The following is a 22,238-nucleotide window of genomic DNA, read 5'->3' on the forward strand; positions in this document are numbered from 1 at the left end:
ATTTTTATGCCTAGCAACCAGCACACGCGGGATTGCAGCATACCTCACAGCACCAATCAGAGGGCGGCAATTCAGTATCGCACGCTTTTTTGTTTACCTCAGCGGCGATAGGTGTCGAGAATGCATCACCAAACTGCCTCGAAGCTGTCTCTTGGCCGAATGTTCCAAATGAAGACAGCATTAACACAAGAACAAAAACTATCTTTTTCATAAAACCTCCATCACTAATAGGTAGAGTGCTACAAAAATATAGGTTGTGCGGTGTCAAAAGCAGAAAATGAATTTCTATTTTGAATAACAGACCAAACAAAATAGATCAGAGCAATATTAGGATTTTTAGATGCACCCAAGCTCACGGTAAATATTAATATGACTGTTTGAGCACCTCCTTACTTAAGTGAATTTAAGCATAAACCAAACTTATCAAGTTGGCATTTCCATTTTGGATAATTATATTTTTATTTTCCAATTCATACGAAAACAACAACACAACACTTTGATTATTAAGCAATTTAACTGCACTTCATGTTTATGATAAATATCATTATTTACTGTTATTCTTATCACTGTGATTTTTATAGTTTTATATATTTATTTAATTTAAATCATGTGAAATATAAATAACTGAATATTCGCACATTAAACAATAAATATAACAAATATTATGATGCGTGTTATTTGTCTGGATAATTATTTCAAGCTGATTATTATGAAATGAAAATAAACGGATGACAAAGCGTTGGAATATCCATTAAAAAATGCGGGCCACCTTAAGATGACCCGCATTAGCTGAAACTCTTTTAGTTGTCAGAGTGTTACTCTTCCAATTCATTACTCAGCTTGGTAATACGCACTAATTCAATGCGGTAATCTGAGACTTCGATAATCTCAAAGCGCAGGTTATGCAGTTCAACCACATCCCCCGCCGTTGGCATATGCCCGGAGTGAGACAGCAACATGCCCGCTAATGAAGCATAATCAGCCGTCGGGCTGACCAACTCCTGGCAATCCAGCGCCTGCTCCAGAGAGTGCAAATCAGCCCCCCCTTTCACTAACCAGCCATCACCATCGGCAATAATATCTGGCGTTTCATCTTCATCAGGGAATTCACCGGCAATAGCTTCCAGCACGTCCAGCGGTGTAACCAGCCCTTGCACCACACCAAATTCGTCATTGACTACCACTAAGCGCCCTTTTGCTTTGCGCAATACGCCCAGCAAATTAATCACGTCCATGGTATCAGGCACGACTATTGGTGGTGTCTGTGCAGCAAACTCACAGATAGAGCCACCGCGTTCAATCGCCACTAACAAATCTTTAGCTCGCACCACACCGATTATCTGATCCAATGAGTCACGACAGACAGGGAACAGGCTGTGTGGCGTATCTAATAATTGTTCACGGATTTCAGCTTGTGAACGATTACAATCTACCCAAGAGATTTCTGTGCGCGGAGTCATCACACTGCGCAATGATCGGGAGGCCAATGTCAGCACGCCGCTAATCATATAGCGCTCTTCTTCAGCAAAGGCCTCGGCTGGCAATGCCAACTGCGCATCACCATGTTGCGGCTCTTGCTGACGACCGCCCATCAGACGGATAATAGCTTCCGCCGTGCGCTGACGCCGTGGCAAGCGGGACTCCTGCTTAATGAAGTTACGGCGCGCAATCTGGTTAAACAGCTCAATCAGGATAGAGAATCCGATGGCGGCATACAGATAGCCTTTCGGAATATGGAAACCAAAGCCTTCCGCAATCAGGCTCAAGCCAATCATTAACAAGAAGCTCAGACACAGCACCACGACTGTCGGGTGTGCGTTAACAAACTGCGTCAGTTTTTTCGATGCCAGCAGCATCACGACCATGGCGATAATGACCGCCGTCATCATGATGGCCAAGTCGTTGACCATCCCCACGGCAGTAATCACCGCATCAAGGGAGAAGACCGCATCCAGCACCACAATCTGCGCAACCACTGCCCAGAAGCTGGCATATCCGCGGCTTGCACTGTCATCGTGCTGGTTACCCTCCAGCCGTTCATGTAGCTCGGTGGTGGCTTTAAATAGCAAGAACAGCCCCCCCACCAGCAAAATTAGATCTCGCCCGGAGAAGCTAAAGCTGCCGACACTAAACAGTGGCGTGGTCAGCGTGACCATCCAGGAGATAACCGACAACAGCCCCAAACGCATAATTAATGCCAGAGATAACCCGATAATTCGAGCTTTATCTCTTTGTTTAGGCGGTAGTTTGTCGGCCAGAATGGCAATAAATACCAGGTTATCGATACCCAGAACAATTTCCAGTACCACCAACGTCAATAACCCTGCCCAGATTGAGGGGTCCATTAGAAATTCCATGTCAGACTCCGATAATAAGAACACGATTTAGGTGATGTGCGACTGGCAACAGACGCAGCAAAACGCCGCAGTACGGTTGTCAGTATAGATACGCAGAAAGATCGGGTGAAATTATACGCAGTAAATGTGCGTGATTGGATAACCAGATTTAAACCCACTGGTTGGGTGTTAACGCTAGAGAAACAGTAACTTCGGTGACAGTCCATAGGGAGAGCTGAGGCCCTTAACTCCTGACAATTAATAGAGCCGTTAACTTTATCAGGAATCTTTTTAACAGCATAGTCGGATTTAGGGCCTGACACGCGATAAAACCAAATTTCAGCAAGTTAAGTGATGTCAGCCATCAGAATACTTATTTTTATGGCTAAAATTTGTTCCCTGCCAAAAGTAGATTATCAGTCAAAATTCACACGGATCGCACAAATATTAAGCACAATAATCATACTGCTATGAATGAGTTAGCGGATAACCTATCAATATCATTGATGTGATTGTTTAATAATTATCCAAACAAGCAAAATCATTCATAACATGTCTCAATAACTGAGCAACGTCACATAATTTATTTTTTCACTGACTAAAATAAATCACATCCAGCACATTTAGATATGTTCCTGAATCGATTCATTGTCGTTACGAATAAATCGTCAGCAGTACGCTGATATTGTGACTATCATAATAGATTCAATATGTACTGAAGTGTGGTTGGTGATTACTGGTTTTCTGTTACGTGCGAGAACTCAATTCTGAGTTAACAGAGGGGGTAGCGAGTGAGTATAGCTATTATCATTGGCACACATGGGGCTGCAGCAGAACAACTGCTGAAAACAGCTGAAATGATTTTAGGCGAGCAAAGTAATGTCGCTTATATCGATTTCGTCCCAGGTGAGAATGCCGAAACGTTGATTGAGAAATACAACGGTAAATTGACCGGGCTTGATACCAGCAAAGGTGTCTTATTCCTGGTTGATACCTGGGGTGGTAGCCCGTTTAACGCCGCCAGTCGAATTGCTATTGATAAAGAGAATTATGAGGTCGTCACCGGGGTTAACATTCCGATGCTGGCTGAAACCTTTATGGCGCGTGATGATAATCCATCATTTGCTGAACTGGTCGCAGTCGCCGTAGAAACCGGTCGTGAGGGCGTAAAAGCACTAAAAGCGCCTGAAACTAAGAGTGATAAGCCCGAGACGCAACAAACAGCTCCTGCACCAAAAGCCAAGGCCCCGGCCGTCGCTTTAGGCCCGAATGATCATATGAAAATCGGGTTGGCGCGTATTGATGACCGCTTAATTCATGGTCAGGTCGCAACGCGCTGGACCAAAGAAACCAACGTAAGCCGCATTATTGTTGTCAGTGACGAAGTCGCTGCTGACAAAATGCGTAGCACCTTGCTTAAACAGGTTGCTCCTCCCGGCGTAACCGCACACGTAGTTGATGTTGAAAAAGCTATTCGCGTTTATAACAATCCGAAATATGCCAAAGACCGGGTCATGCTGTTATTTACCAACCCAACTGATGTCGTGCGTATGGTTGAGGGTGGCGTGGATATTAAGTCAGTCAATATCGGTGGTATGGCATTCCGTCAGGGTAAAACCCAAGTGAATAACGCCGTCTCCGTTGATGAAAAAGATATTGAAGCTTTTAATAAATTAAATGCTCGCGGTATTGAATTGGAAGTTCGAAAAGTCTCTTCGGATAGCCGGCTCAAAATGATGGATTTAATTAACAAACTTAATAAATAGCTTTACTGAAAACTACGGACACCTTAAATAATTTGAGTTGCAGGATAGCGGCAATCGAATGAGTCCCGATGAGTGGGCAGCCAGTCAATGATTCGGGTGAGTGAGAGCAGCCAACCACATGCAGCTTGAAGTATGGCGGGTATAGAAAGGTTATGCCCTGTTCTGTTTCAGGACTCGGTTATCTTTGCACAGCTTTTTTGGTCATAGGAGAAGTACAATGGAGATCACAACTCTTCAGATTGTGCTGATTTTCATCGTTGCCTGTATCGCCGGGATGGGTTCCATTCTGGATGAGTTCCAATTTCACCGCCCCCTCGTCGCCTGTACCTTGGTAGGTTTGGTTTTAGGTGATATGAAAACCGGTATTATTATCGGTGGTACCTTAGAAATGATCGCGCTTGGCTGGATGAACATCGGGGCTGCTGTAGCACCTGATGCCGCGCTGGCGTCAATTATTTCGACCATTCTGGTTATTGCTGGTGGTCAAGATATCGGTGCCGGTATTGCACTGGCTATCCCGCTGGCCGCCGCCGGTCAGGTATTAACCATTATCGTGCGTACCATTACCGTGGCTTTCCAGCACGCCGCCGATGGTGCTGCCGAACGTGGCAGCCTACGAGCGATAACTTGGATCCACATTTCTGCCCTGTTCTTGCAGGCGATGCGTATCGCTATCCCTGCCCTGATCGTTGCTTTGTCTGTTGGGACATCCGAAGTTCAGATGCTGCTCAGCTCGATTCCTGATGTGGTTACCAGTGGCTTGAACATCGCCGGTGGTATGATCGTCGTAGTCGGTTACGCCATGGTTATCAACATGATGCGTGCTGGCTACCTGATGCCATTCTTCTATTTAGGTTTCGTGACCGCCGCTTTCACCAACTTCAACCTGGTAGCTCTCGGTGTTATCGGCGTGGTTATGGCACTGCTGTATATCCAGCTCAGCCCGAAATACAACAAATCTCAGGTTGTACAGTCTGGCCCGTCCAATAACGATCTTGATAACGAATTAGACTAGGAAAAGGTGAGAGAAATGGTTGATACAACGATTGTTGATAAAACAACTACAGGTGAAAAGAAACTCACGCCCGCCGATATCCGCGGTGTGTTTATCCGCTCTAACCTCTTCCAAGGGTCGTGGAACTTCGAACGTATGCAGGCGCTGGGTTTCTGTTTCTCAATGGTACCGGCAATTCGTCGCCTGTATCCGGAGAATTCAGAAGAGCGCAAGCAGGCAATCAAACGCCATTTGGAATTCTTCAACACCCAACCCTTCGTTGCCGCCCCGATTTTGGGTGTCACGCTGGCGATGGAAGAGCAGAAAGCCAATGGTGCTGAGATTGACGACGCGGCAATAAACGGGATCAAAGTTGGTCTGATGGGGCCGTTGGCCGGTGTGGGTGACCCGATATTCTGGGGTACTGTGCGCCCGGTATTGGCAGCTCTTGGTGCCGGTATCGCGATGAGCGGGAGTTTACTTGGCCCATTGCTGTTCTTTGTTCTGTTTAACCTGGTACGTTTGCTGACCCGTTATTACGGTGTTGCTTATGGCTACAAAAAAGGTGTCAATATCGTCAGTGATATGGACGGTGGTCTGCTGCAAAAACTGACGGAAGGGGCGTCTATTCTCGGCCTGTTTGTTATGGGGGCCTTGGTTAACAAATGGACGCACGTCAATATACCGGTGGTGGTGTCCAAGATAACCAACCAAGCGGGTGAGACCACAGTTACCACAGTGCAAACCATTCTGGATCAGTTGATGCCGGGCTTGGTACCTTTACTGTTAACTTTTGGTTGTATGTGGTTGTTACGCCGCAAAGTTAACGCGCTGTGGATTATTATGGGCTTCTTCGCCATCGGTATCTTCGGTTACTGGATTGGCTTCCTGGCACCATAATTGTCTGATTAGATTTAACGAAAACCGGGGGTTTACTCCCGGTTTTTTATTTCGGGAGTGTTTGCATGTCGGTTACAGATCTTATTCTCATTGTTTTTATTGCCCTACTGCTTGCTTATGCTATTTATGATGAATTCATCATGAATATAATGAAAGGCAAAACCCGGCTACAAATTCACCTGAAACGTAAAAACAAAATCGACTGCGCAATTTTTGTCGGGCTGATTGCCATTCTTGTTTACAATAACGTGATGGCGAATGGCGAGCCTTTAACCACATACTTATTAGTGGGTTTAGCATTAATCGCATTTTATATCTCTTATATTCGCTGGCCAAAATTGCTGTTTAAAAATACCGGGTTCTTCTACGCCAATGCTTTTATTGAATATAATCGAATAAAAAGTATGAATTTATCTGAAGATGGTATTTTGGTGATTGAGCTAGAGCAGCGTAGATTACTTATCCAGGTTAACCAATTAGATGATTTAGAAAAAATTTATAACTTTTTCCTTGAAAATCAATCATAAAGAATATTCCGGGGAAATGAATCTTTTGATTATTCAGTTAACTGATTAATTTCCCGACACATCTTATCTAATCGTCTCCTGCTTATTTCCACACCATTACTGATGCTTATATCGGCTATTTCCTCTGAAATCTCGATAATGAAAATCATTATCAATAACAGTCAGGTCGCCATATTCTTTTTGGGGTTGTCTGTCCTGGAATTTATATGTTAAGGTTGCGCCGTTCATGGGGAGTAGCCGGTTTTTGTGCAATATGTCAGCAAGTAAATTTATTAGCCGATATATTGATAAGCAGAAACGCCCGTATCAACATACTCGTTTCATTTTTTTGAAACGTGGTACGGGCAGCCAGGTAAGGTTGGCGAGACCATAGACACGTAGCTCCGTCGTTAGGTTGGGGGTGGGTTACGTGTATATGGAGCCGCCCGGCCGAGACTATTTCTATGAATTTATCTGCAACATTAGTGCTTGCTTTTGCTATGTCTATGGATGCCTTTGCTGCATCTATTGGTAAAGGCGCCAGTCTACATAAACCCCGTTTTCGAGAAGCGCTGCGCACCGGTCTTATCTTTGGTGTGATAGAAGCAATTACTCCGCTAATTGGTTGGTGCATTGGCCTATACGCCAGTCAATATATTCTGGAGTGGGATCACTGGATTGCCTTTAGTCTGCTGTTCATTCTGGGCTGTCGGATGATTTTTGAAGGTGCGAAGCAGCAAGTCGAAGAAACCGAAAAAATGCGCAGTCACAGTTTTTGGGTTTTGGTCATGACCGCAATTGCCACCAGCCTTGATGCCATGGCCATTGGTGTTGGTCTGGCATTCTTGCAAGTCAATATTATTCATACCGCCATGGCTATTGGGTTAGCTACCATGATTATGGCCACGCTCGGGATGCTGATTGGCCGTTATATTGGCCCGCTGTTAGGTAAACGTGCAGAAATAATCGGCGGTATCGTGCTAATAGGCATCGGCTTTAATATTCTTTACGAGCATATGTATCGCGTCGCGGCATAATAAGCGGCCAATTTTATTTTTCTCGTGAAATAAAGCCGTCCAGATTAAAACGCAAAAAAAAACCGCATTCAAAAAGAATTGCGGTTTTTTTTTGGTTTAAATACCACTTAGCGGGCGGACATCAACCGCTGATTAGAAGTCCATTGAGACGGATAGTTTCAATGCCCGTGGGTCGCCCTGATACATATAGACACCAGCGTCCTCAACCGACTCCCAGTAACGTTCATTAGTGACGTTCTCTACATTTGCTCGCCAGATCAGAGTGCTATCTTTCATTGGCATGGTATAACGCACGCCCAGATCCAAACGAGTCCAAGGTTTCAGCTTCAAGGTATTGGCTTCATTGGCATACTGTGAACCCGAACGTACTACAGTGCCGGTCGCCGTCAAGCCTTCAACTGTTGGGATATCATACTCGCCACCGAAGACTAACTGATAACGCGCCACCCCCACTGCATCATTACCATTATGGGTGCCATTCTGAGTTTGCGTCAGTTTAGGATCCAACCAAATGGCGCTCCCTAACAGACGGGTACCAAAGACCGGCTCACCAAACACATTCAACTCAACACCGCGGTTACGCTGCTCACCATAGAAACCATAGACGTTAGTGACAGGATCAACCGTGCCAGTCGGGCGGGTTATCTCAAACAAAGCCAACGTGCCACCATAGCGCTGGTTATCAAACTTCACGCCAATTTCATTCTGTTTTGAATGAATAATTCCTGGAATTTGGCCTTTGTTAACCACAGGTTTGCCATTAAATACACTCGGTGCAGCCTTACCCGGCCCTAATGCTTCAATGTGGTTGGCATACAGAGAAACCTTTTCCCACGGCTTCACCATCACACCGTAAATCGGCGTGACTTTCATTGCATCCAGTGAACCTGCACTGTTTGGCACCCCACTGTCGAAGTTACGAATGCTCACTTCCTGACGGCGTACCCCTAACATGACCAACACTTTGTCATCCATCATTGATAAGGTATCAGACAATGAAAGGCCGGATGCCCGCACTTGGCTGGTCAGTTGTGGATCTTGGCTAGCGCTAGCAGAATATGGGCCACTCCCAGTTGGTGGGAAAGGGATTACGCCCGGATTATAAATATTTGTATTGACGGAATCTGAGTAATTATAGGCCGATTTGGTCGTACGGTAATTAGCCGCATAACCCAAGTTCACTTTATGAGTAATAAAACCGGTATCAAAGTGGCCACGAACCCCTCCTAAGCCAGCAATAGAATCGGCCACATACGGCACATACATACGAAAAATGGTGGCATCACCATTATTGGCGCTAGTCAGGGTTGGCGAACCATACTGGCCCGTTTCTTCATTACGGCTGGCACCAATGGAGCCATATACTGTCCAATCCTGACTAACATCATATTCACTGCGCAGCATACCAAAGGTCGTTTCCAGATCGGTATACACCCACGACTGACCATAATTCAGAGTAGATGATGGCGGCTCTGGAATCTCAGTCGCGCTACCAATACCAACGCTAGTGCGCATATGATGAATAGTTTGCTTCTGGTAGCCGATATCCAATGAGGTACGAGCGCGGTCACCACGGTAATCAAGCCCGGTGGAAAGTGCGGTTAGGCGATTCTTCTCATCTTTAATGGCCGTTTCACCTTCACGATGCAATACGTTAACTCGAGCACCGAATTGATCGTCGTCACCGTAACGGCGACCCACATCCAGCGCCCCGCCCACTTGTGATGCTGAACCATAATCCACCGTAACGCGAGTCAACGGAGTATCACCGGCACGTTTAGGTTCGAGGTTGATCATCCCGCCGACACCACTGCCGCTCGGGGAAATACCGTTAATAAAGGCATTTGCACCTTTAAACACTTCAACCCGCTCAACCATGCTGGTAGAAACAATCTGACGTGGCAAAACGCCGAACAGACCACCAAATGAGATATCATCGCCATCAAGGTTATAGCCGCGAATGCGGTAGTTTTGTGATGGATTGCCGAAACCGCGCACATTTTGTACTGAAGCATCGTTTCTGACCACATCAGCAATAGTATTAGCCTGCTGGTCTTCAATCATTTTTGAAGTATAGCTAATCACGTTGAATGGCACATTGCGCGCATCTTGCTGCCCAAGGAAGCCAATGCGGCCACCATTAGCGACCTGACCATCCAAATAGGTTGGGATTAAATCATTACCACCGGCACGGAAAGTATCCTGCGTCCCAACGACCGTGATGGTGTCATTTTTTTTGCTCTCATCGGTGTTTGCAGTGTCAGTGATTGTGCTGGTTTTTTTGACGTTTTCAGCTGCCGTATTGGTTGCGGTGGCCGCCCATGAGGAAGCAGATAAAGTCCCTAATGCGACACCGATCATGACGAACAAAAGACGCGGGGCAAGCCGGTTCTGATGCCCGCAAGTGGAGGTTATTTTATTCATTGTATTGATACCCCTGATTTTAACAAATCATTTACTAATGAGAATGCTTATTATAAGGATTCGGAATTATCCGGATAACCCTTGTCGATGCAAGCATTTCTGTACTTCGAGGAGATTATTTTTTATCTCGTAAAAAAATCAGGTGGATTGTGTGATAAACATGATCTCTGGTGGTAGCGTTATTGTCCGAGGCGTAGAGAAAGAAACTAAAGTGAAATTATTCTGAGAATTTATTTATATAACGCGAGATTAATTCTGAATTCCCTACTTAAGTCATTTGTTTATACAATTTACATACTGATTTCCCCTATTATTAATGAGGTAAACCATTATTCATCACTGTATAGCACTCTTCAAAAAGACCGCCACAAGGCCCATCAACCGTGGCCTTACTGAAAATAGGCGCTACTACTATTAGGCTTTTGAATTCCTTAGATTTATTAATAATAATAAAAATCTTATTACCTAATTTTCGATGTTAGCGATAAACTAGCGCATCACATTTATCGCGATAACAGATTAAACCGTCTGGGTTGTGCAGCGACAGACTACTCAATAAAAAATTCAAGGAATACAGGAATGGCTTTGCATCCGGCATCATTTGATGATCATCTTTTTCGGCTATTAATCGAAGCCGTAGATGACTACGCCATATATATCATTGATGCCCAAGGACATATCCTCACCTGGAACAATGGCGCTGAACGCAATACGGGTTATAACGCCGAAGAGATCATTGGCCAATCTTTCGAACTGTTTTACACCCCCGAAGATTTAGCCAATGAATTACCCGCAAAGGGCCTGCGCCACACCAATCAGTTTGGCCATTATGAGATTCAAGGTTGGCGAGTTCGCAAGAATGGTAAACGCTTTTGGGGCCACCTCACCCTCAGCGCATTGCACGATTCAGACAATAATTTGCAGGGTTTTGTACATGTTACACGCGACCTGACCGACAAATGGCAGCGGGAAAATGCTTTGCGCAAAAGTGAAGAGCAGTTTCGCCATCTGATCAGTGAAGTCGAAGATTACGCCATTTACATGATAGACACCAATGGGCGAATTCTGACTTGGAATAAAGGTGGAGAGCGCCATGAAGGCTATACCAGTGATGAAATCATTGGTGAACATTTTGCCCTGCTGTTTACCCCCGAAGATATTTCTGCGGGCCTGCCAGAGAAATCACTGGCGAAAGCTATTGCAGAGGGCAATTTCCAGACTGAAGGCTGGCATGTGCGTAAAAATGGCATCCGCTATTGGGCCAGCGTAGCCATTAACCCCATGCATGACGATAGTGGGAAGCTGCTGGGGTTTACTAAAATTGTCCGTGACTTAACCGAACGGCGTCAGCGCGAAGAAGCTTTACGGATCAGTGAAGAACGTTTTCGCCTTATGGTCGATACCGTCGAAGACTATGCCATTTTAATGCTTGATCCCTGGGGTCGGGTAACCACCTGGAACCACGGCGCAGAACGCAATATTGGCTATGCCAGCAATGAAATAATTAGCCAGCATTTCGGCTGTTTCTTCTTACCTGAGGATATCGCCGCTGGGCTACCGGAAAAATTACTGAAAACGGCAGCCTCCTCCAGCCGAGTGGAGCGCGAGGGCTGGCTGGTTCGTAAGGATATGACCCGTTTTTGGGCCGTCACCATCATTACTGTGGTGCATGACAACAGCGGAAAACTGCTGGGGTATGCCAAAATAATCCGGGATATGAGCGAGCGGAAACAGCGCGAAGATGCTCTGCGAGCCAGTGAAATTGCGCGCTATGAAGAGCGCGAGCAACTGCATCGTGTGCTGTCATCCATTCAGGAGGGAATTATTTCTCTCGATACTGAGGGGCGCGTTGTATTAATGAACCCCAAAGCCGAAGAGATGACGGGCCGAAGCCAGAATGAGTCCTGCGGCTTACCCATTGAAGAAATTTTTATTTTATGGTCCCCTTTACAAGATAAAAATCAATTAGTTGCTATCAATCAGTGCCTAACTCAAGGGCGTAATACCTTATTGCCCGAGGGCAGCCAGCTGTTGTCGAGCCAGGGGGAACGCCAAGAAATTCGCTGTTCTATTTCACCGATTCGCGATCGTGACAATCTACTCACGGGTGCCGTTGTAGTCTTCCAGGATGTCACCCGCGCGCGCCATGAACAAAGGGAACTGCAATATCAAGCCAATCATGACATGCTGACCGGTTTGATTAATCGGCGAAGATTGGAAGAGCGGCTTAATCAGGCTATCACCCAATTGGGCAAGGATGAGCAGCATATTCTCTGTTATGTCGATTTAGACTATTTCAAGGATGTTAATGACAGTGCGGGTCACGAAGCTGGCGATATGGTGCTGCGAATGGTGGCTCAAACCATGCAACAGGCCGTGCGTGAAAATGACATTGTGGCGCGTTTAGGCGGGGATGAATTTGCTATCGTGCTGTTAAATTGCCCAAACAAGGCCGCGACAGAGGTGCTCGAAACAGTGGTCGCCGACATAGCTTCAATCCAATTCCATTGGCACGGTCAATCTTATTCCTTTACCGCCAGTTTAGGGGCCGTATCATTGACCCAAAAAACAGAAACGGCGGCACAAGCTATGCGTCAGGCCGATATTGCCTGTTACGCAGCAAAACATTCCGGCCGTAACCGCTTATCTCTTGCCCTATAACCCGCGTTCTTTCGCAGGTGACCTCCGCCGTCACCTGCTCCTCTAATGATACCGACAACGTTATATTAGCGGTATGTCCAGCAATTAGACCCCGGTCAAAATATCGGCATCAACAGTATGATATATAAATAGCATCATCTGGTTAACTGGAAAAATAACTATGCCGTACTTTACGGTCAGTGTCGTTTTGCACAATGCGGTGGAAGGCGATTACGAGACCCTTAATAAGAAAATGATTGATGCAGGGTTTACTCGCCATATCGGCAGGGAGAAAATTTATAAATTACCTGAAGGAGAATTCAATTACGGGAGTGGTATCTTGAATAAGCAGGAAGTTGCTGATTTAGCGCTACAAGTTGCTGAAAAAATACGGTTTATCCCCTCTATTTTGGTGACTGAATCAGGTGGAAGAACCTGGCGAAACTTAGATCTAAAATGAATTTTTTCATTATAAATATAATATTCTAAAAATTTGACTTAAGTTAATTATCAATCCCACACCAGGGAATTATTACAATATCTATTAAAATAACATTCCCCTCAGGGGAGTTATGCGCTCGTCATTTATTTGAATATTATTAAATAACGAGCGGCCACTTATATTTCTTTCTCGTCATTGCTTAACACCAGACTCTCAAGATCTTCTCGGCGGCGATGAACCGCGATAACAAAATCTGTTTCACAGACAAAGGAGTGCAGTGCGGCAAGCCCTTGTCCGGTTTCAATTGATGCGCGCCAGGCAAAAGGTGTCATTTGCAATAAATTAAAGCTCTGTTTACCGGTTAACTTCATGTCGTAGGCCAATTTTTCACTGCTGACCAGAGAGAAACCGTCTAAATGCTCGGGCGTATCGTCATGAAGTTGTACTTCAGCATAAATCAGTGCTTTTAACTGATAGAGATGACGTGGGCCGGGAGAGACAGTAACCACAATTCCACCGGGCTTCACGGTGCGAGCTAATTCGGTAGCTTTGCATGGGGCATAAATACGCAATACCGCATCCAAGGCTTGATGGGAAAAAGGCAACCGATGGCTGGATGCAACACAAAAGCTGACCTGAGGATAGCGTTTTGCTCCGTATCTTACCGCCACTTTGGCGACATCTAAGCCGAAAATAGACATCTGCCGCTGCCGATTTAACCGGTCTGCCACTGCGGCGGTATAATAGCCCTCGCCACAACCAATATCTAACAGCATGGTGGCATCCAGTGGGAGCGCCTTATCCAGAATTTCACAGATCCGCTGCTGCAAAGGTTGGTAATAACCCGCATCCAGAAAGGCCCGCCGGGCCTGCATCATCTCAGGGCTATCACCGGGTTGCTTCGAACCTTTATGCTGCACCGGCATTAAATTGACGTAACCCTCTTTGGCACAATCAAACTGGTGATTATTGCTGCAACGCCACTGTTGCGGACTTTGCTGCAAGGCTTGATGACAAAGGGGGCACTGATAAGACATGGTTGGATCCCAGATAACTGATTAATAACCGCCAGAAATGCCGGCAGACGCGGCATTAGTCTAAAGAAGCGCTGATAGGGTTGCAAGCCACGGTTTAACTCCGTGAATTAGCTATGCCGAATCACATTGGCGGGGATTGCATCCGGCTCCACATTCATAGTTCGCAAAATTTGCCCCATAATATCGCTAAAGACCGGGGCTGACACCGCGCCCCCATAATATTTGCCGCCCTGCGGGTTGTTAATCACCACCACTAAAGCAAAGCGCGGTTGGCTAGCGGGAGCAACACCGGCGGTGTAAGCCACATACTTATCAATATATTGGCCATTTGGCCCAATCTTCTTGGCTGTCCCGGTTTTAACCGCCACCCGATATCCCCGCACCGCCGCTTTCACCCCCCCACCACCGGGCAATGCCACGCTTTCCATCATATGCTCAACTTGGCGCACCAGCACTTCAGGGAATACCCGCTGCCCCAGCACCGGTGGATCAACCTTGGTAATCGATAATGGCCGATAAATACCGAAACTCCCGATAGTGGCGTAAACGCGGGCCAATTGCAGCGGCGTCACCATTAAACCGTAGCCGAACGAGAAAGTTGCGCGGTCTAAATCACTCCAGCGCTGCCGATGCGGCATCAGCCCGCTGCTTTCCCCCGTTAGCCCTAACTGAGTCGATTGGCCCAAACCAAACTTGGTGTAGGTCTGTACCAATGCAGAGGCGGGCATCGCCAGTGCCAACCGCGACACCCCCACATCACTGGATTTTTGCAACACGCCGGTCAGTGACAGCGCAGGATAAAGCGCCACATCTTTGATTAAATGCCCACTTAATATATAGGGGCGAGTGTCCAGCACCGCATCAGGTTTAACCAAGTGACGTTGTAACGCAGTCATGACTACCATAGGTTTGACGGTCGAACCGGGTTCAAAAATATCGCTAATTGCCCGATTGCGAAAATTCTCTTCCGGAGTGTCAGCCCGATTATTGGGGTTAAAGGTCGGATAATTGGCCATCGCCAAAACTTCACCCGTATTAACATCAATGACCACGGCAGAGCCGGAATCTGCCTTATTGAACACCACTGCATTGCTCAACGCGTGGGAGGTTTCCACCTGCAGCCGTTCATCAATACTGAGTTCAACATTTTGCCCTGGATGGCTATCGGTCGAGGAAATATCCTCAACCACTCGGCCAAAGCGGTCTTTCCGCACCACCCTGCTGCCGGCAGTCCCGCAGAGGAGTGAATTAAAACTCTTTTCAACCCCTTCAATGCCCTGATCATCAATATTGGTGAAACCCACCAGATTCGCGGCAATATCTCCCGAAGGATAAAAACGCCGTGATTCCTCTTTTATGGCAATACCGGGCAATTTCAGCCGTTGAATATATTCAGCGACATCCGGCTCCACTTGCCGGGCAAGATAGATAAAACGGGCGCTAGGATTTTGATGAATACGGCGATTGAGTTGGTCAAGTGGTATGTTGAGTTCCTGAGCCAATGCCTGCCAACGCGCCGAAACACTGACGCCACCTTTCTCCAGCACCCTGGTGGGATCAGCCCAAATAGCCTCAACCGGCACACTGACCGCCAGAGGATGTCCATTTCTGTCGGTTATCATGCCGCGTGTATTCGGTGTGGCCACCACCCGCACTGAGCGCATATCTTCTTCTTTTACCAGTGGATCAGGTTCAATAATTTGCAACCAAGCAACTCTGGCGAGTAAACCAAAAAATGAAAGTAAAATACCGCCGCATAGCAAGCTAAAGCGCCAACGAATAAAGTTGCTGGCGTCATTTTTGGGTTTAGAAATCACGGAGATCAATCCTGGATGGTCGCTTGAGTTATAGCAGCCATTAAACCCTATCCATTACATCAATAGGTGCCAAAACAATGATACAAGATGCATTATTTTGCAACAATTCGCTAACAGCGATTTAAAAGAAAAGGCGGCTGGTCAATAAGTTAAAAAACGGCTTACACTGAACAGCATCTTTTTTCCTTAGGTAAGCCCTATGACTGATTTTTCACCACAACTCAGCCGAATTTCCGCTATTTGCCATGGTTTTGGCAATAAATCGGCCCTATTACCTGATAACCTCCGGCCCTATCAAACATCACAAGCTAACAAAAAACAGGTTCATGGCACGGCAATTGTCGATGTAACACATCCGGGACAAGAGTGTGGCGAAGCTGACGGGCTCTACACCACTCAATCTGGCATTCTATTAACCGTTTTGACGGCGGATTGTTTACCCGTGATTTTCAGTCAACAGCACGGAAAAGGCATTGCAGTGGTTCACGCCGGTTGGCGCGGTTTGTTAGATGGCATTATCTTAAGGATGGTTGAGCGCATTGCCCGCGATGACGACCCGGCAAATTGGGTTGCCGCCATTGGGCCAGCCGCCCGCTCCTGCTGTTATGAGGTCAATGAAGAACTGGTGGAACGGTTTGTTAGCGAATTGCCACTGGCAGAAAATATTATTTCACCCCGATTTCGCCACCTTAATTTGGCCGCTATAGCTGAGCACCAGTTGCGCGACGCGGGCATTCATCAAATTGATAGGGTCGGCGGTTGTACTATCTGTACTGCCGCACCACATGGTGGAGATGATGCTCAGCATCATTTCAAATACACCAGTTTCCGCCGTACCAGCCAACAGCAGGCAATTGATCCCACCCACCCTGGTATCAAAGGCCGTAATCAGTATTCGGGATTAATTATTTTACCTTAGCTTACGGCTTGGTCGGAGCGGCATCTGAAACAAAAAAACCCGCACAAAGGCGGGTTTTTAACAGCAAAAGAGCTGATTAGATTGCAGTAACGTTTACTGCAGACGGACCTTTCTGACCGTCTTGGATTTCGAACTCTACGTTCTGGCCTTCAGCCAGGGTTTTGAAGCCATTACCCTGGATTGCAGAGAAGTGTACAAACACATCTTTGCTGCCGTCAGCTGGAGTGATGAAACCGAAACCTTTAGACTCGTTGAACCACTTAACTTGACCTTTGATCTTTGCCATCTTGAGTATTTCCTTTGGATTGTTTAACTTGCCCGTAGGCATTTACATAGACAAACTAGAGTCGTTACTGCTTGAGGCACTAAGATAAGGATCGGCAGAGAAGCGGTATTCAACGCTAACGTCTTTACTCAGAACTTCTTTACTGAAAATGCCACACATATACAGAACTGTACCTCGTTTTACCCATATGCGTTATCACATACTCTGTATTCGATGGCAAGCCATTTTTAATGAAGGGTGAACCTGTCGCACATATTTGAAACGGTTGCTCATAAAGAGTGCGTGAATATGCTAAAATTTGTTGAAGGTCATCGTATTTTCTGCTCTATTTTCGTATACTGTCTTATCCCGCTTTCTTACTGGTTTTTAACATTTTAGCTAACTCTTTTTATAATACTTCTTACGCAAAAAAACCTTGGTTTCCATCTCTATCCAGTGACCTAAAGCAGAGTTAGTATAAAATTTATTAGTATTAAATATATAATAATTGAATATACTCACCTTCCGTTTTGCTGCTTTTCCGGCCTCGCCACGATATCATTACCCATTAGATTACGAGACTAACCCCTTACTTAGCCTCAGATTATGTACAAAAAACCATTTGTACATAAAATACATAAATATCTTATTTACTAACTTAATACTTAAGAAGAATGAGATCTAAAAAAACAATAAAAAAATATCAAGATGCTAAAAAAACAAAACCAATATAAATACACATTCATAAGTATGAGAAATGGAAATATTAATAAAACTTCATCATATCATGTCAAGTAAAATAATATTTTAAACACGAAGAAAAAATCATCTAAGAACTAAAACCCCTCACTCTTCAACGCGGATAAATATAAGAAAAATCGTGCCATTTTAGTCAACTTATGACAACGGAATATCACTCAATCTGATAGAGCATTATGTCATAAAAATAAATTAAGATATTTCTTGGTTTTATGAATTACATTTACACTGCTCTGAAGACAATTTAAAATGCTGTATTACCTCCTCGTTATAGAACTGTTTAGGTTTTAGGCTATAACATTTACGCATTTGAATAACGTTTATTAGTGATTAATTTTGATAGGTATAAGGATTATCTGATGCAAGGAAATCTTATTTCACCTTATCAGCATCAGAGAGTTATACCATGAATTATAAATACATTGTTAACGTGCTCTTTCTGAGTAACCTATGGCTGGGCCAGGCTAACGCAGTTCTGGCAGAAGATAAATCACCCGCTACCAATACCGGCATAGACCAACAAAGCATAGCGTCTGTAGATAATGACAATCTGTGGCAACGCCTGATGCGCAATATCTCTCTCGCGTGGGATTCGCCCAACCAAGAGCTGTATATCCCATTGAATACGTGGCACAACCGCTGGACTTATGATGATGACAAGATCGAGTCATACAATGAACGTCCTTGGGGCATCGGTTATGGTAAGTATCGCTATGATGAGAATAACAACTGGCATTCAGTATATGCGATGGCCTTTATGGACTCACACAATGAAGTAGAGCCAATTATAGGTTATGGCTATCAAAAGATGTGGATTCCGGGGGAGATGGACGGCTGGCGTTTTGGGGTCGGTTTTACTGTCAGTGTTACCGCACGTCATGAATATCATTACATTCCAATTCCATTACCCTTGCCGCTGCTGTCTATTGAATATAATAAATTTGCCCTACAAACCACCTATATTCCCGGCACTTATAATAATGGTAATGTGTTGTTTACTTGGATGCGTTGGCAGTTTTGATTGAATATATTTCCCAACGCATTTAACCACATTTCCAAAATGGTTATATTGGGTTATTAAGAATTAATCTCAATTAGCTTGGTGATTCCAGAAAGAAACAATAGTCTCTAGCTATTATAATACTGTCGTTACCTATCTTATTTATTGCTGACAATTTAAACGATAGATAGCGCCATGAGTAATACGAAAGAAAGCAATCGCTGGGCATAATTTGTTTCTGCCCAGCGATTTTAGCGTTATTTCACAGCCTAATCAGACTGTGTCACTGTCGCTGGATTAGTCTTACCTTTGCGGCGAGTTAGCATGAAACCGCACCACAACAGTGCAATCCATGCGGGCATCATCAGCACCGAGATCTGAATCCCATCAGTAAAATACATAATGACCAAAATCAGCATCAGAAACACCAGACACAGATAATTGCCGTAGGGATACCATAATGCTTTGAAACGCGGTTCAACGCCCTCTCGCACTTTAGCCGCTCGGAATTTCAAATGAGCCAGGCAAATCATGACCCAGTTGATAACCAGGGTAGATACCACCAGCGCCATCAATAATTCAAACGCTTTTCCCGGCATAACATAGTTAATCACCACACCGGCTGAGGTCGCCAATGCTGAAAGCGCGATGGATAAAATTGGCACACCACGCCGATTAACCTTGGTGAGCAATTTGGGCGCATTCCCCTGCGATGCCAAGCCAAATAGCATGCGGCTATTGCAGTAAACCCCGCTATTGTAGACCGATAATGCCGCGGTCAAAACCACCACATTCAGGATTGTTGCTACCAGATGGCTATCCAAGGCATGGAAAATCATCACAAAAGGACTCCCTCCGTCCACGACTTTGCCCCATGGATAAAGAGATAAAAGCACCGTCAATGAGCCGATATAAAAAATAAGGATACGGTAGACAACTTGATTGGTTGCTTTAGGAATACTGTGATGTGGGTCTTCAGCTTCTGCGGCAGTAATGCCGACCATTTCTAACCCGCCGAAAGAAAACATAATAATGGCCATCGCCATCACCAACCCACTAAAGCCATGAGGCATAAAGCCGCCCTGTGCCCAAAGGTTAGTCACAGAAGCATTTGGCCCGCCCGATCCCGATGCCAGCAGATACGCCCCAAAGACAATCATACCAATGATGGCAACAACCTTGATGATAGCGAACCAGAACTCAGTTTCGCCATACATACGCACGTTAACAAGGTTGATGGCATTAATCAGGACAAAGAATACTGCGGCTGAAACCCATGTTGGGATTTCCGGCCACCAATATTGAATATAAATACCTACTGCCGTCAATTCGGCCATACCGACCAAGATAAACATCGCCCAGTAGTTCCAGCCAGACAAAAATCCGGCGAAATCACCCCAATATTTATGGGCAAAATGACTGAATGAACCGGCTACTGGCTCCTCAACAACCATTTCACCCAACTGACGCATAATAAGGAATGCAATAAAACCGCCGATAGCATAGCCCAGTATCACTGAGGGGCCAGCCATCTTAATAGTTTGTGCTATCCCAAGAAATAGCCCAGTGCCGATCGCTCCACCCAGAGCAATCAGCTGAATATGTCGGTTTTTTAAACCGCGTTTTAATGTTGAATCCTGCAACTGCTGTTCCATCCTGTCCTCTGCCGCACTTTTACTCACTATCGTGTTAAAAAGCGCCTTTCGTAAATGAATCTGCGGCGTTTTTTTAACACTTAAACCTGATGGCGGCAAGGATTAAGGTCATTAGTGGGCGACAAGATAAAAATCAATCGGCCAGCTATATATATGTAGAATGTATTATTGACTGAAACTATGAATATCTCTCAAAGATGTAATCCCGATATACCACATAACTTGCTTAAATTTCGAGCGCCAATCATTAATGTGGCCACATAAGACTGACGTCGGGTGACCACTTCGACGGCAACTCGATTATTTTTGTAGCGAATAAGATAAGTTGAAGGCCAGCCCTGACGCCGCTCGCCGTAGGATTTTTGATGGTGGTCAATCGCTGCATGGGCAATAACCAAGTGTGACAAATTTGAATCACCTTTAATGATACGTTTCATCATCAGCTCCACGAAAGCAGTCAAAAAACTTCTTACCGTTTATCATTCCCGCTATACGAGTTTCACGGGATATTCACTTTTGCTGAAAATTATCGGGATGGATTATCACACGTCCTGGCTGAGTAGATAGCAGATCATCGCTGCACGCAGCGGGCTTTGGCTATAAGCTTGCCATTCTCCTTGCGGATTGGTAATTTTGGCATTCCACTGATTATTATCATCAATTTCGGGTGAATAGAGGCCAATCTTATTGGCATAGATGATAGGCCAAGCATCAGAGGGGTTCTTGCAGTAATCCTTACCCTTAATGCCTCCATACGGGTACCACTTGTCGGGATCTTCACCGCTAAGTAACGCAATACTTCTGTTCACTTCGCTGTCACTTTCTTCACACCATTTAATCATCCGAATCACCGTTCTCCTGTTAAGTTCAGGCTACATTACGGCGAAATTAAGACACATTTATGACAATCAACGTAGTTTATTTTTGTCCAATAAAAGAGTGACCTGGCACCGAGGTGCTAAGCAGAGTATCGAAGGAACGGAGAGAAAAGAAGCATGACAGGTGGAGGTTAGTGTCACTCTGACACTGCAGGACAGCAGCGCCAGAGTCGGTGAGTTTATCTCTCCGGAATAACGCCCTTAAAATCGAGAGGAGAAACAATATCACTGTCACTTTGAAAATCACTGACGCCGGTTGCGTTTGCTAGCAACGCTTTTAGTAATTCTGTTTGCTGTTTTTGTTGTTCGGCGATGTCTTGTAACAAGCGGATTTGTTCATTGGCTCGCACGCTGGCACGGCTCAAAAAGAACCAAACTATCAAGAAAAAAATGACGGTAAACAGCGAAAAAGCAATTGGGACAACACCCATTGCGCCCATATTTGTATCTAACATTGACTACCCTATTACATGCATGACGAAAGCACTATCTTATCACTCTCCACGTAACAAAGATCAACCTAGGTAAACGATTAACAATCAATAAATATAACCAATGTAAATAGTTTTCATTAGTTATTATATATATGAATAATAGGTTATTCTTACCATGGAATAATCGAAGTAATGGTGCAAATACCAGCAGAGAAAGTTCCCCCTTGGTCACAATAGCTATCAAGGGCTAACAGATAAAACAAGCAACAAACGGCAATGACCCCTACCGCTGCAACAAGTTTCTTAATGTTCAAATCAGGCACCTTATTCAACATTTTTTTTAAATTATACTGTACTAAACATCAACCATTTATAGCCAAGATGTCATTAACTTATGTTTGACACCGTGTTAAAAACCTATTTTACTGA

Annotated in this window: 21 protein-coding genes and 1 riboswitch; of the genes, 9 read left to right on the forward strand and 12 right to left on the reverse strand. The window is 45.1% G+C overall.

All coding sequences use genetic code 11. The annotated features are described in order from the left end of the window. Window positions 1-10: 10 nt before the first annotated feature. Both OP863_RS11670 and OP863_RS11675 read right to left on the reverse strand, forming a co-directional pair. Entirely contained in the window at window positions 11-211 is a 201-nt protein-coding gene (locus OP863_RS11670) for an ST-I family heat-stable enterotoxin (protein WP_071841716.1), read from the reverse strand. A gap of 604 nt (window positions 212-815) precedes the next feature. Then, complete coding sequence (locus tag OP863_RS11675; protein ID WP_038632408.1) at window positions 816-2,357, reverse strand: TerC family protein; 1,542 nt, start codon at window positions 2,355-2,357, stop codon at window positions 816-818. 770 nt (window positions 2,358-3,127) lie between these two features. Between OP863_RS11675 and manX the strand changes: the two genes are divergently transcribed. The 5 genes from manX (at window position 3,128) to mntP (ending at window position 7,539) form a co-directional block, all read left to right on the forward strand. Further along, window positions 3,128-4,102: a PTS mannose transporter subunit IIAB gene (manX, locus tag OP863_RS11680; protein ID WP_265525321.1), complete on the forward strand. Its 975-nt coding sequence runs from the start codon at window positions 3,128-3,130 to the stop codon at window positions 4,100-4,102. Between the two features lie 217 nt (window positions 4,103-4,319). Further along, window positions 4,320-5,117: a PTS mannose/fructose/sorbose transporter subunit IIC gene (locus OP863_RS11685; RefSeq protein WP_004701713.1), complete on the forward strand. Its 798-nt coding sequence runs from the start codon at window positions 4,320-4,322 to the stop codon at window positions 5,115-5,117. Between the two features lie 15 nt (window positions 5,118-5,132). Continuing rightward, window positions 5,133-5,996 carry a PTS mannose transporter subunit IID gene (locus tag OP863_RS11690; protein ID WP_038632404.1) on the forward strand — a complete coding sequence of 288 codons (864 nt, stop codon included), beginning with the start codon at window positions 5,133-5,135 and terminating at the stop codon, window positions 5,994-5,996. Window positions 5,997-6,061: 65 nt separating this feature from the next. Then, window positions 6,062-6,523: a DUF986 family protein gene (locus OP863_RS11695; protein WP_145588273.1), complete on the forward strand. Its 462-nt coding sequence runs from the start codon at window positions 6,062-6,064 to the stop codon at window positions 6,521-6,523. A 216-nt stretch (window positions 6,524-6,739) separates the two neighbouring features. Beyond that, window positions 6,740-6,956, forward strand: a riboswitch (yybP-ykoY riboswitch). A 10-nt stretch (window positions 6,957-6,966) separates the two neighbouring features. After that, on the forward strand, window positions 6,967-7,539 hold the full coding sequence (gene mntP, locus OP863_RS11700) for a manganese efflux pump MntP (protein WP_050291253.1): 573 nt from the start codon (window positions 6,967-6,969) through the stop codon (window positions 7,537-7,539). A gap of 132 nt (window positions 7,540-7,671) precedes the next feature. Here mntP and OP863_RS11705 read toward each other — a convergent pair whose 3' ends face one another. Beyond that, window positions 7,672-9,963, reverse strand: a complete 2,292-nt coding sequence (locus OP863_RS11705; protein WP_265525322.1) for a TonB-dependent receptor — start codon at window positions 9,961-9,963, stop codon at window positions 7,672-7,674. Window positions 9,964-10,542: 579 nt separating this feature from the next. On the opposite strand from OP863_RS11705, the gene OP863_RS11710 reads away from it, so the two are divergent. Continuing rightward, window positions 10,543-12,624 (forward strand): PAS domain S-box protein, encoded by a 2,082-nt coding sequence (locus OP863_RS11710; protein WP_145592033.1) that lies wholly within the window; start codon window positions 10,543-10,545, stop codon window positions 12,622-12,624. A 160-nt stretch (window positions 12,625-12,784) separates the two neighbouring features. Continuing rightward, a complete protein-coding gene (locus tag OP863_RS11715) occupies window positions 12,785-13,063 on the forward strand; it encodes a hypothetical protein (RefSeq protein ID WP_038632394.1) in 279 nt (92 codons plus the stop codon). 158 nt (window positions 13,064-13,221) lie between these two features. Here the strand turns inward: OP863_RS11715 and rlmA are convergent, their stop codons facing one another. Together rlmA and ftsI are read right to left on the reverse strand one after the other, a co-directional pair. Further along, window positions 13,222-14,082: a 23S rRNA (guanine(745)-N(1))-methyltransferase gene (gene rlmA / locus OP863_RS11720; RefSeq protein WP_038632392.1), complete on the reverse strand. Its 861-nt coding sequence runs from the start codon at window positions 14,080-14,082 to the stop codon at window positions 13,222-13,224. Between the two features lie 107 nt (window positions 14,083-14,189). Continuing rightward, window positions 14,190-15,899 (reverse strand): peptidoglycan glycosyltransferase FtsI, encoded by a 1,710-nt coding sequence (ftsI, locus tag OP863_RS11725; RefSeq protein WP_038632390.1) that lies wholly within the window; start codon window positions 15,897-15,899, stop codon window positions 14,190-14,192. A gap of 199 nt (window positions 15,900-16,098) precedes the next feature. On the opposite strand from ftsI, the gene pgeF reads away from it, so the two are divergent. Continuing rightward, entirely contained in the window at window positions 16,099-16,818 is a 720-nt protein-coding gene (gene pgeF, locus OP863_RS11730; RefSeq protein ID WP_145588279.1) for a peptidoglycan editing factor PgeF, read from the forward strand. Between the two features lie 76 nt (window positions 16,819-16,894). Here pgeF and cspE read toward each other — a convergent pair whose 3' ends face one another. Next, on the reverse strand, window positions 16,895-17,104 hold the full coding sequence (gene cspE, locus OP863_RS11735) for a transcription antiterminator/RNA stability regulator CspE (RefSeq protein WP_002221949.1): 210 nt from the start codon (window positions 17,102-17,104) through the stop codon (window positions 16,895-16,897). A 42-nt stretch (window positions 17,105-17,146) separates the two neighbouring features. After that, window positions 17,147-17,263, reverse strand: coding sequence for a DUF2627 domain-containing protein (locus OP863_RS11740; protein ID WP_002211058.1), 117 nt, complete (start codon window positions 17,261-17,263; stop codon window positions 17,147-17,149). Between the two features lie 985 nt (window positions 17,264-18,248). Between OP863_RS11740 and pagP the strand changes: the two genes are divergently transcribed. After that, the gene (pagP, locus tag OP863_RS11745; protein WP_265525323.1) at window positions 18,249-18,863 is read left to right on the forward strand and encodes a lipid IV(A) palmitoyltransferase PagP; all 615 of its coding nucleotides are present in this window, start codon (window positions 18,249-18,251) and stop codon (window positions 18,861-18,863) included. A 248-nt stretch (window positions 18,864-19,111) separates the two neighbouring features. Here the strand turns inward: pagP and OP863_RS11750 are convergent, their stop codons facing one another. The 5 genes from OP863_RS11750 to OP863_RS11770 form a co-directional block, all read right to left on the reverse strand. Then, on the reverse strand, window positions 19,112-20,497 hold the full coding sequence (locus OP863_RS11750) for an amino acid permease (RefSeq protein WP_038632384.1): 1,386 nt from the start codon (window positions 20,495-20,497) through the stop codon (window positions 19,112-19,114). Between the two features lie 191 nt (window positions 20,498-20,688). Next, window positions 20,689-20,934, reverse strand: coding sequence for a DUF4060 family protein (locus tag OP863_RS11755; protein ID WP_032819535.1), 246 nt, complete (start codon window positions 20,932-20,934; stop codon window positions 20,689-20,691). 105 nt (window positions 20,935-21,039) lie between these two features. Then, a complete protein-coding gene (locus OP863_RS11760; protein ID WP_004389880.1) occupies window positions 21,040-21,339 on the reverse strand; it encodes a phage protein NinX family protein in 300 nt (99 codons plus the stop codon). 215 nt (window positions 21,340-21,554) lie between these two features. Next, entirely contained in the window at window positions 21,555-21,830 is a 276-nt protein-coding gene (locus OP863_RS11765; RefSeq protein ID WP_145588353.1) for a YebO family protein, read from the reverse strand. Between the two features lie 149 nt (window positions 21,831-21,979). Next, a complete protein-coding gene (locus OP863_RS11770) occupies window positions 21,980-22,123 on the reverse strand; it encodes a PhoP/PhoQ regulator MgrB (RefSeq protein WP_071841799.1) in 144 nt (47 codons plus the stop codon). Between the last annotated feature and the right edge of the window lie 115 nt (window positions 22,124-22,238).

Origin of the sequence: Yersinia sp. SCPM-O-B-9106 (C-191) (assembly GCF_026183365.1) — a bacterium.
Taxonomy (GTDB): Bacteria; Pseudomonadota; Gammaproteobacteria; order Enterobacterales; family Enterobacteriaceae; genus Yersinia; species Yersinia rochesterensis.

Excerpts from the sequence above, each read along its gene's own strand:
- OP863_RS11670 (WP_071841716.1), bottom strand. The coding sequence starts at position 211 with ATGAAAAAGATAGTTTTTGTTCTTGTGTTAATGCTGTCTTCATTTGGA.
- OP863_RS11675 (WP_038632408.1), bottom strand. The coding sequence starts at position 2,357 with ATGGAATTTCTAATGGACCCCTCAATCTGGGCAGGGTTATTGACGTTG.
- OP863_RS11685 (WP_004701713.1), top strand. The coding sequence starts at position 4,320 with ATGGAGATCACAACTCTTCAGATTGTGCTGATTTTCATCGTTGCCTGT.
- OP863_RS11690 (WP_038632404.1), top strand. The coding sequence starts at position 5,133 with ATGGTTGATACAACGATTGTTGATAAAACAACTACAGGTGAAAAGAAA.
- OP863_RS11695 (WP_145588273.1), top strand. The coding sequence starts at position 6,062 with ATGTCGGTTACAGATCTTATTCTCATTGTTTTTATTGCCCTACTGCTT.
- mntP (WP_050291253.1), top strand. The coding sequence starts at position 6,967 with ATGAATTTATCTGCAACATTAGTGCTTGCTTTTGCTATGTCTATGGAT.
- OP863_RS11705 (WP_265525322.1), bottom strand. The coding sequence starts at position 9,963 with ATGAATAAAATAACCTCCACTTGCGGGCATCAGAACCGGCTTGCCCCG.
- OP863_RS11710 (WP_145592033.1), top strand. The coding sequence starts at position 10,543 with ATGGCTTTGCATCCGGCATCATTTGATGATCATCTTTTTCGGCTATTA.
- OP863_RS11715 (WP_038632394.1), top strand. The coding sequence starts at position 12,785 with ATGCCGTACTTTACGGTCAGTGTCGTTTTGCACAATGCGGTGGAAGGC.
- rlmA (WP_038632392.1), bottom strand. The coding sequence starts at position 14,082 with ATGTCTTATCAGTGCCCCCTTTGTCATCAAGCCTTGCAGCAAAGTCCG.
- pgeF (WP_145588279.1), top strand. The coding sequence starts at position 16,099 with ATGACTGATTTTTCACCACAACTCAGCCGAATTTCCGCTATTTGCCAT.
- cspE (WP_002221949.1), bottom strand. The coding sequence starts at position 17,104 with ATGGCAAAGATCAAAGGTCAAGTTAAGTGGTTCAACGAGTCTAAAGGT.
- OP863_RS11740 (WP_002211058.1), bottom strand. The coding sequence starts at position 17,263 with ATGTGTGGCATTTTCAGTAAAGAAGTTCTGAGTAAAGACGTTAGCGTT.
- pagP (WP_265525323.1), top strand. The coding sequence starts at position 18,249 with ATGAATTATAAATACATTGTTAACGTGCTCTTTCTGAGTAACCTATGG.
- OP863_RS11750 (WP_038632384.1), bottom strand. The coding sequence starts at position 20,497 with ATGGAACAGCAGTTGCAGGATTCAACATTAAAACGCGGTTTAAAAAAC.
- OP863_RS11755 (WP_032819535.1), bottom strand. The coding sequence starts at position 20,934 with ATGAAACGTATCATTAAAGGTGATTCAAATTTGTCACACTTGGTTATT.
- OP863_RS11760 (WP_004389880.1), bottom strand. The coding sequence starts at position 21,339 with ATGATTAAATGGTGTGAAGAAAGTGACAGCGAAGTGAACAGAAGTATT.
- OP863_RS11765 (WP_145588353.1), bottom strand. The coding sequence starts at position 21,830 with ATGTTAGATACAAATATGGGCGCAATGGGTGTTGTCCCAATTGCTTTT.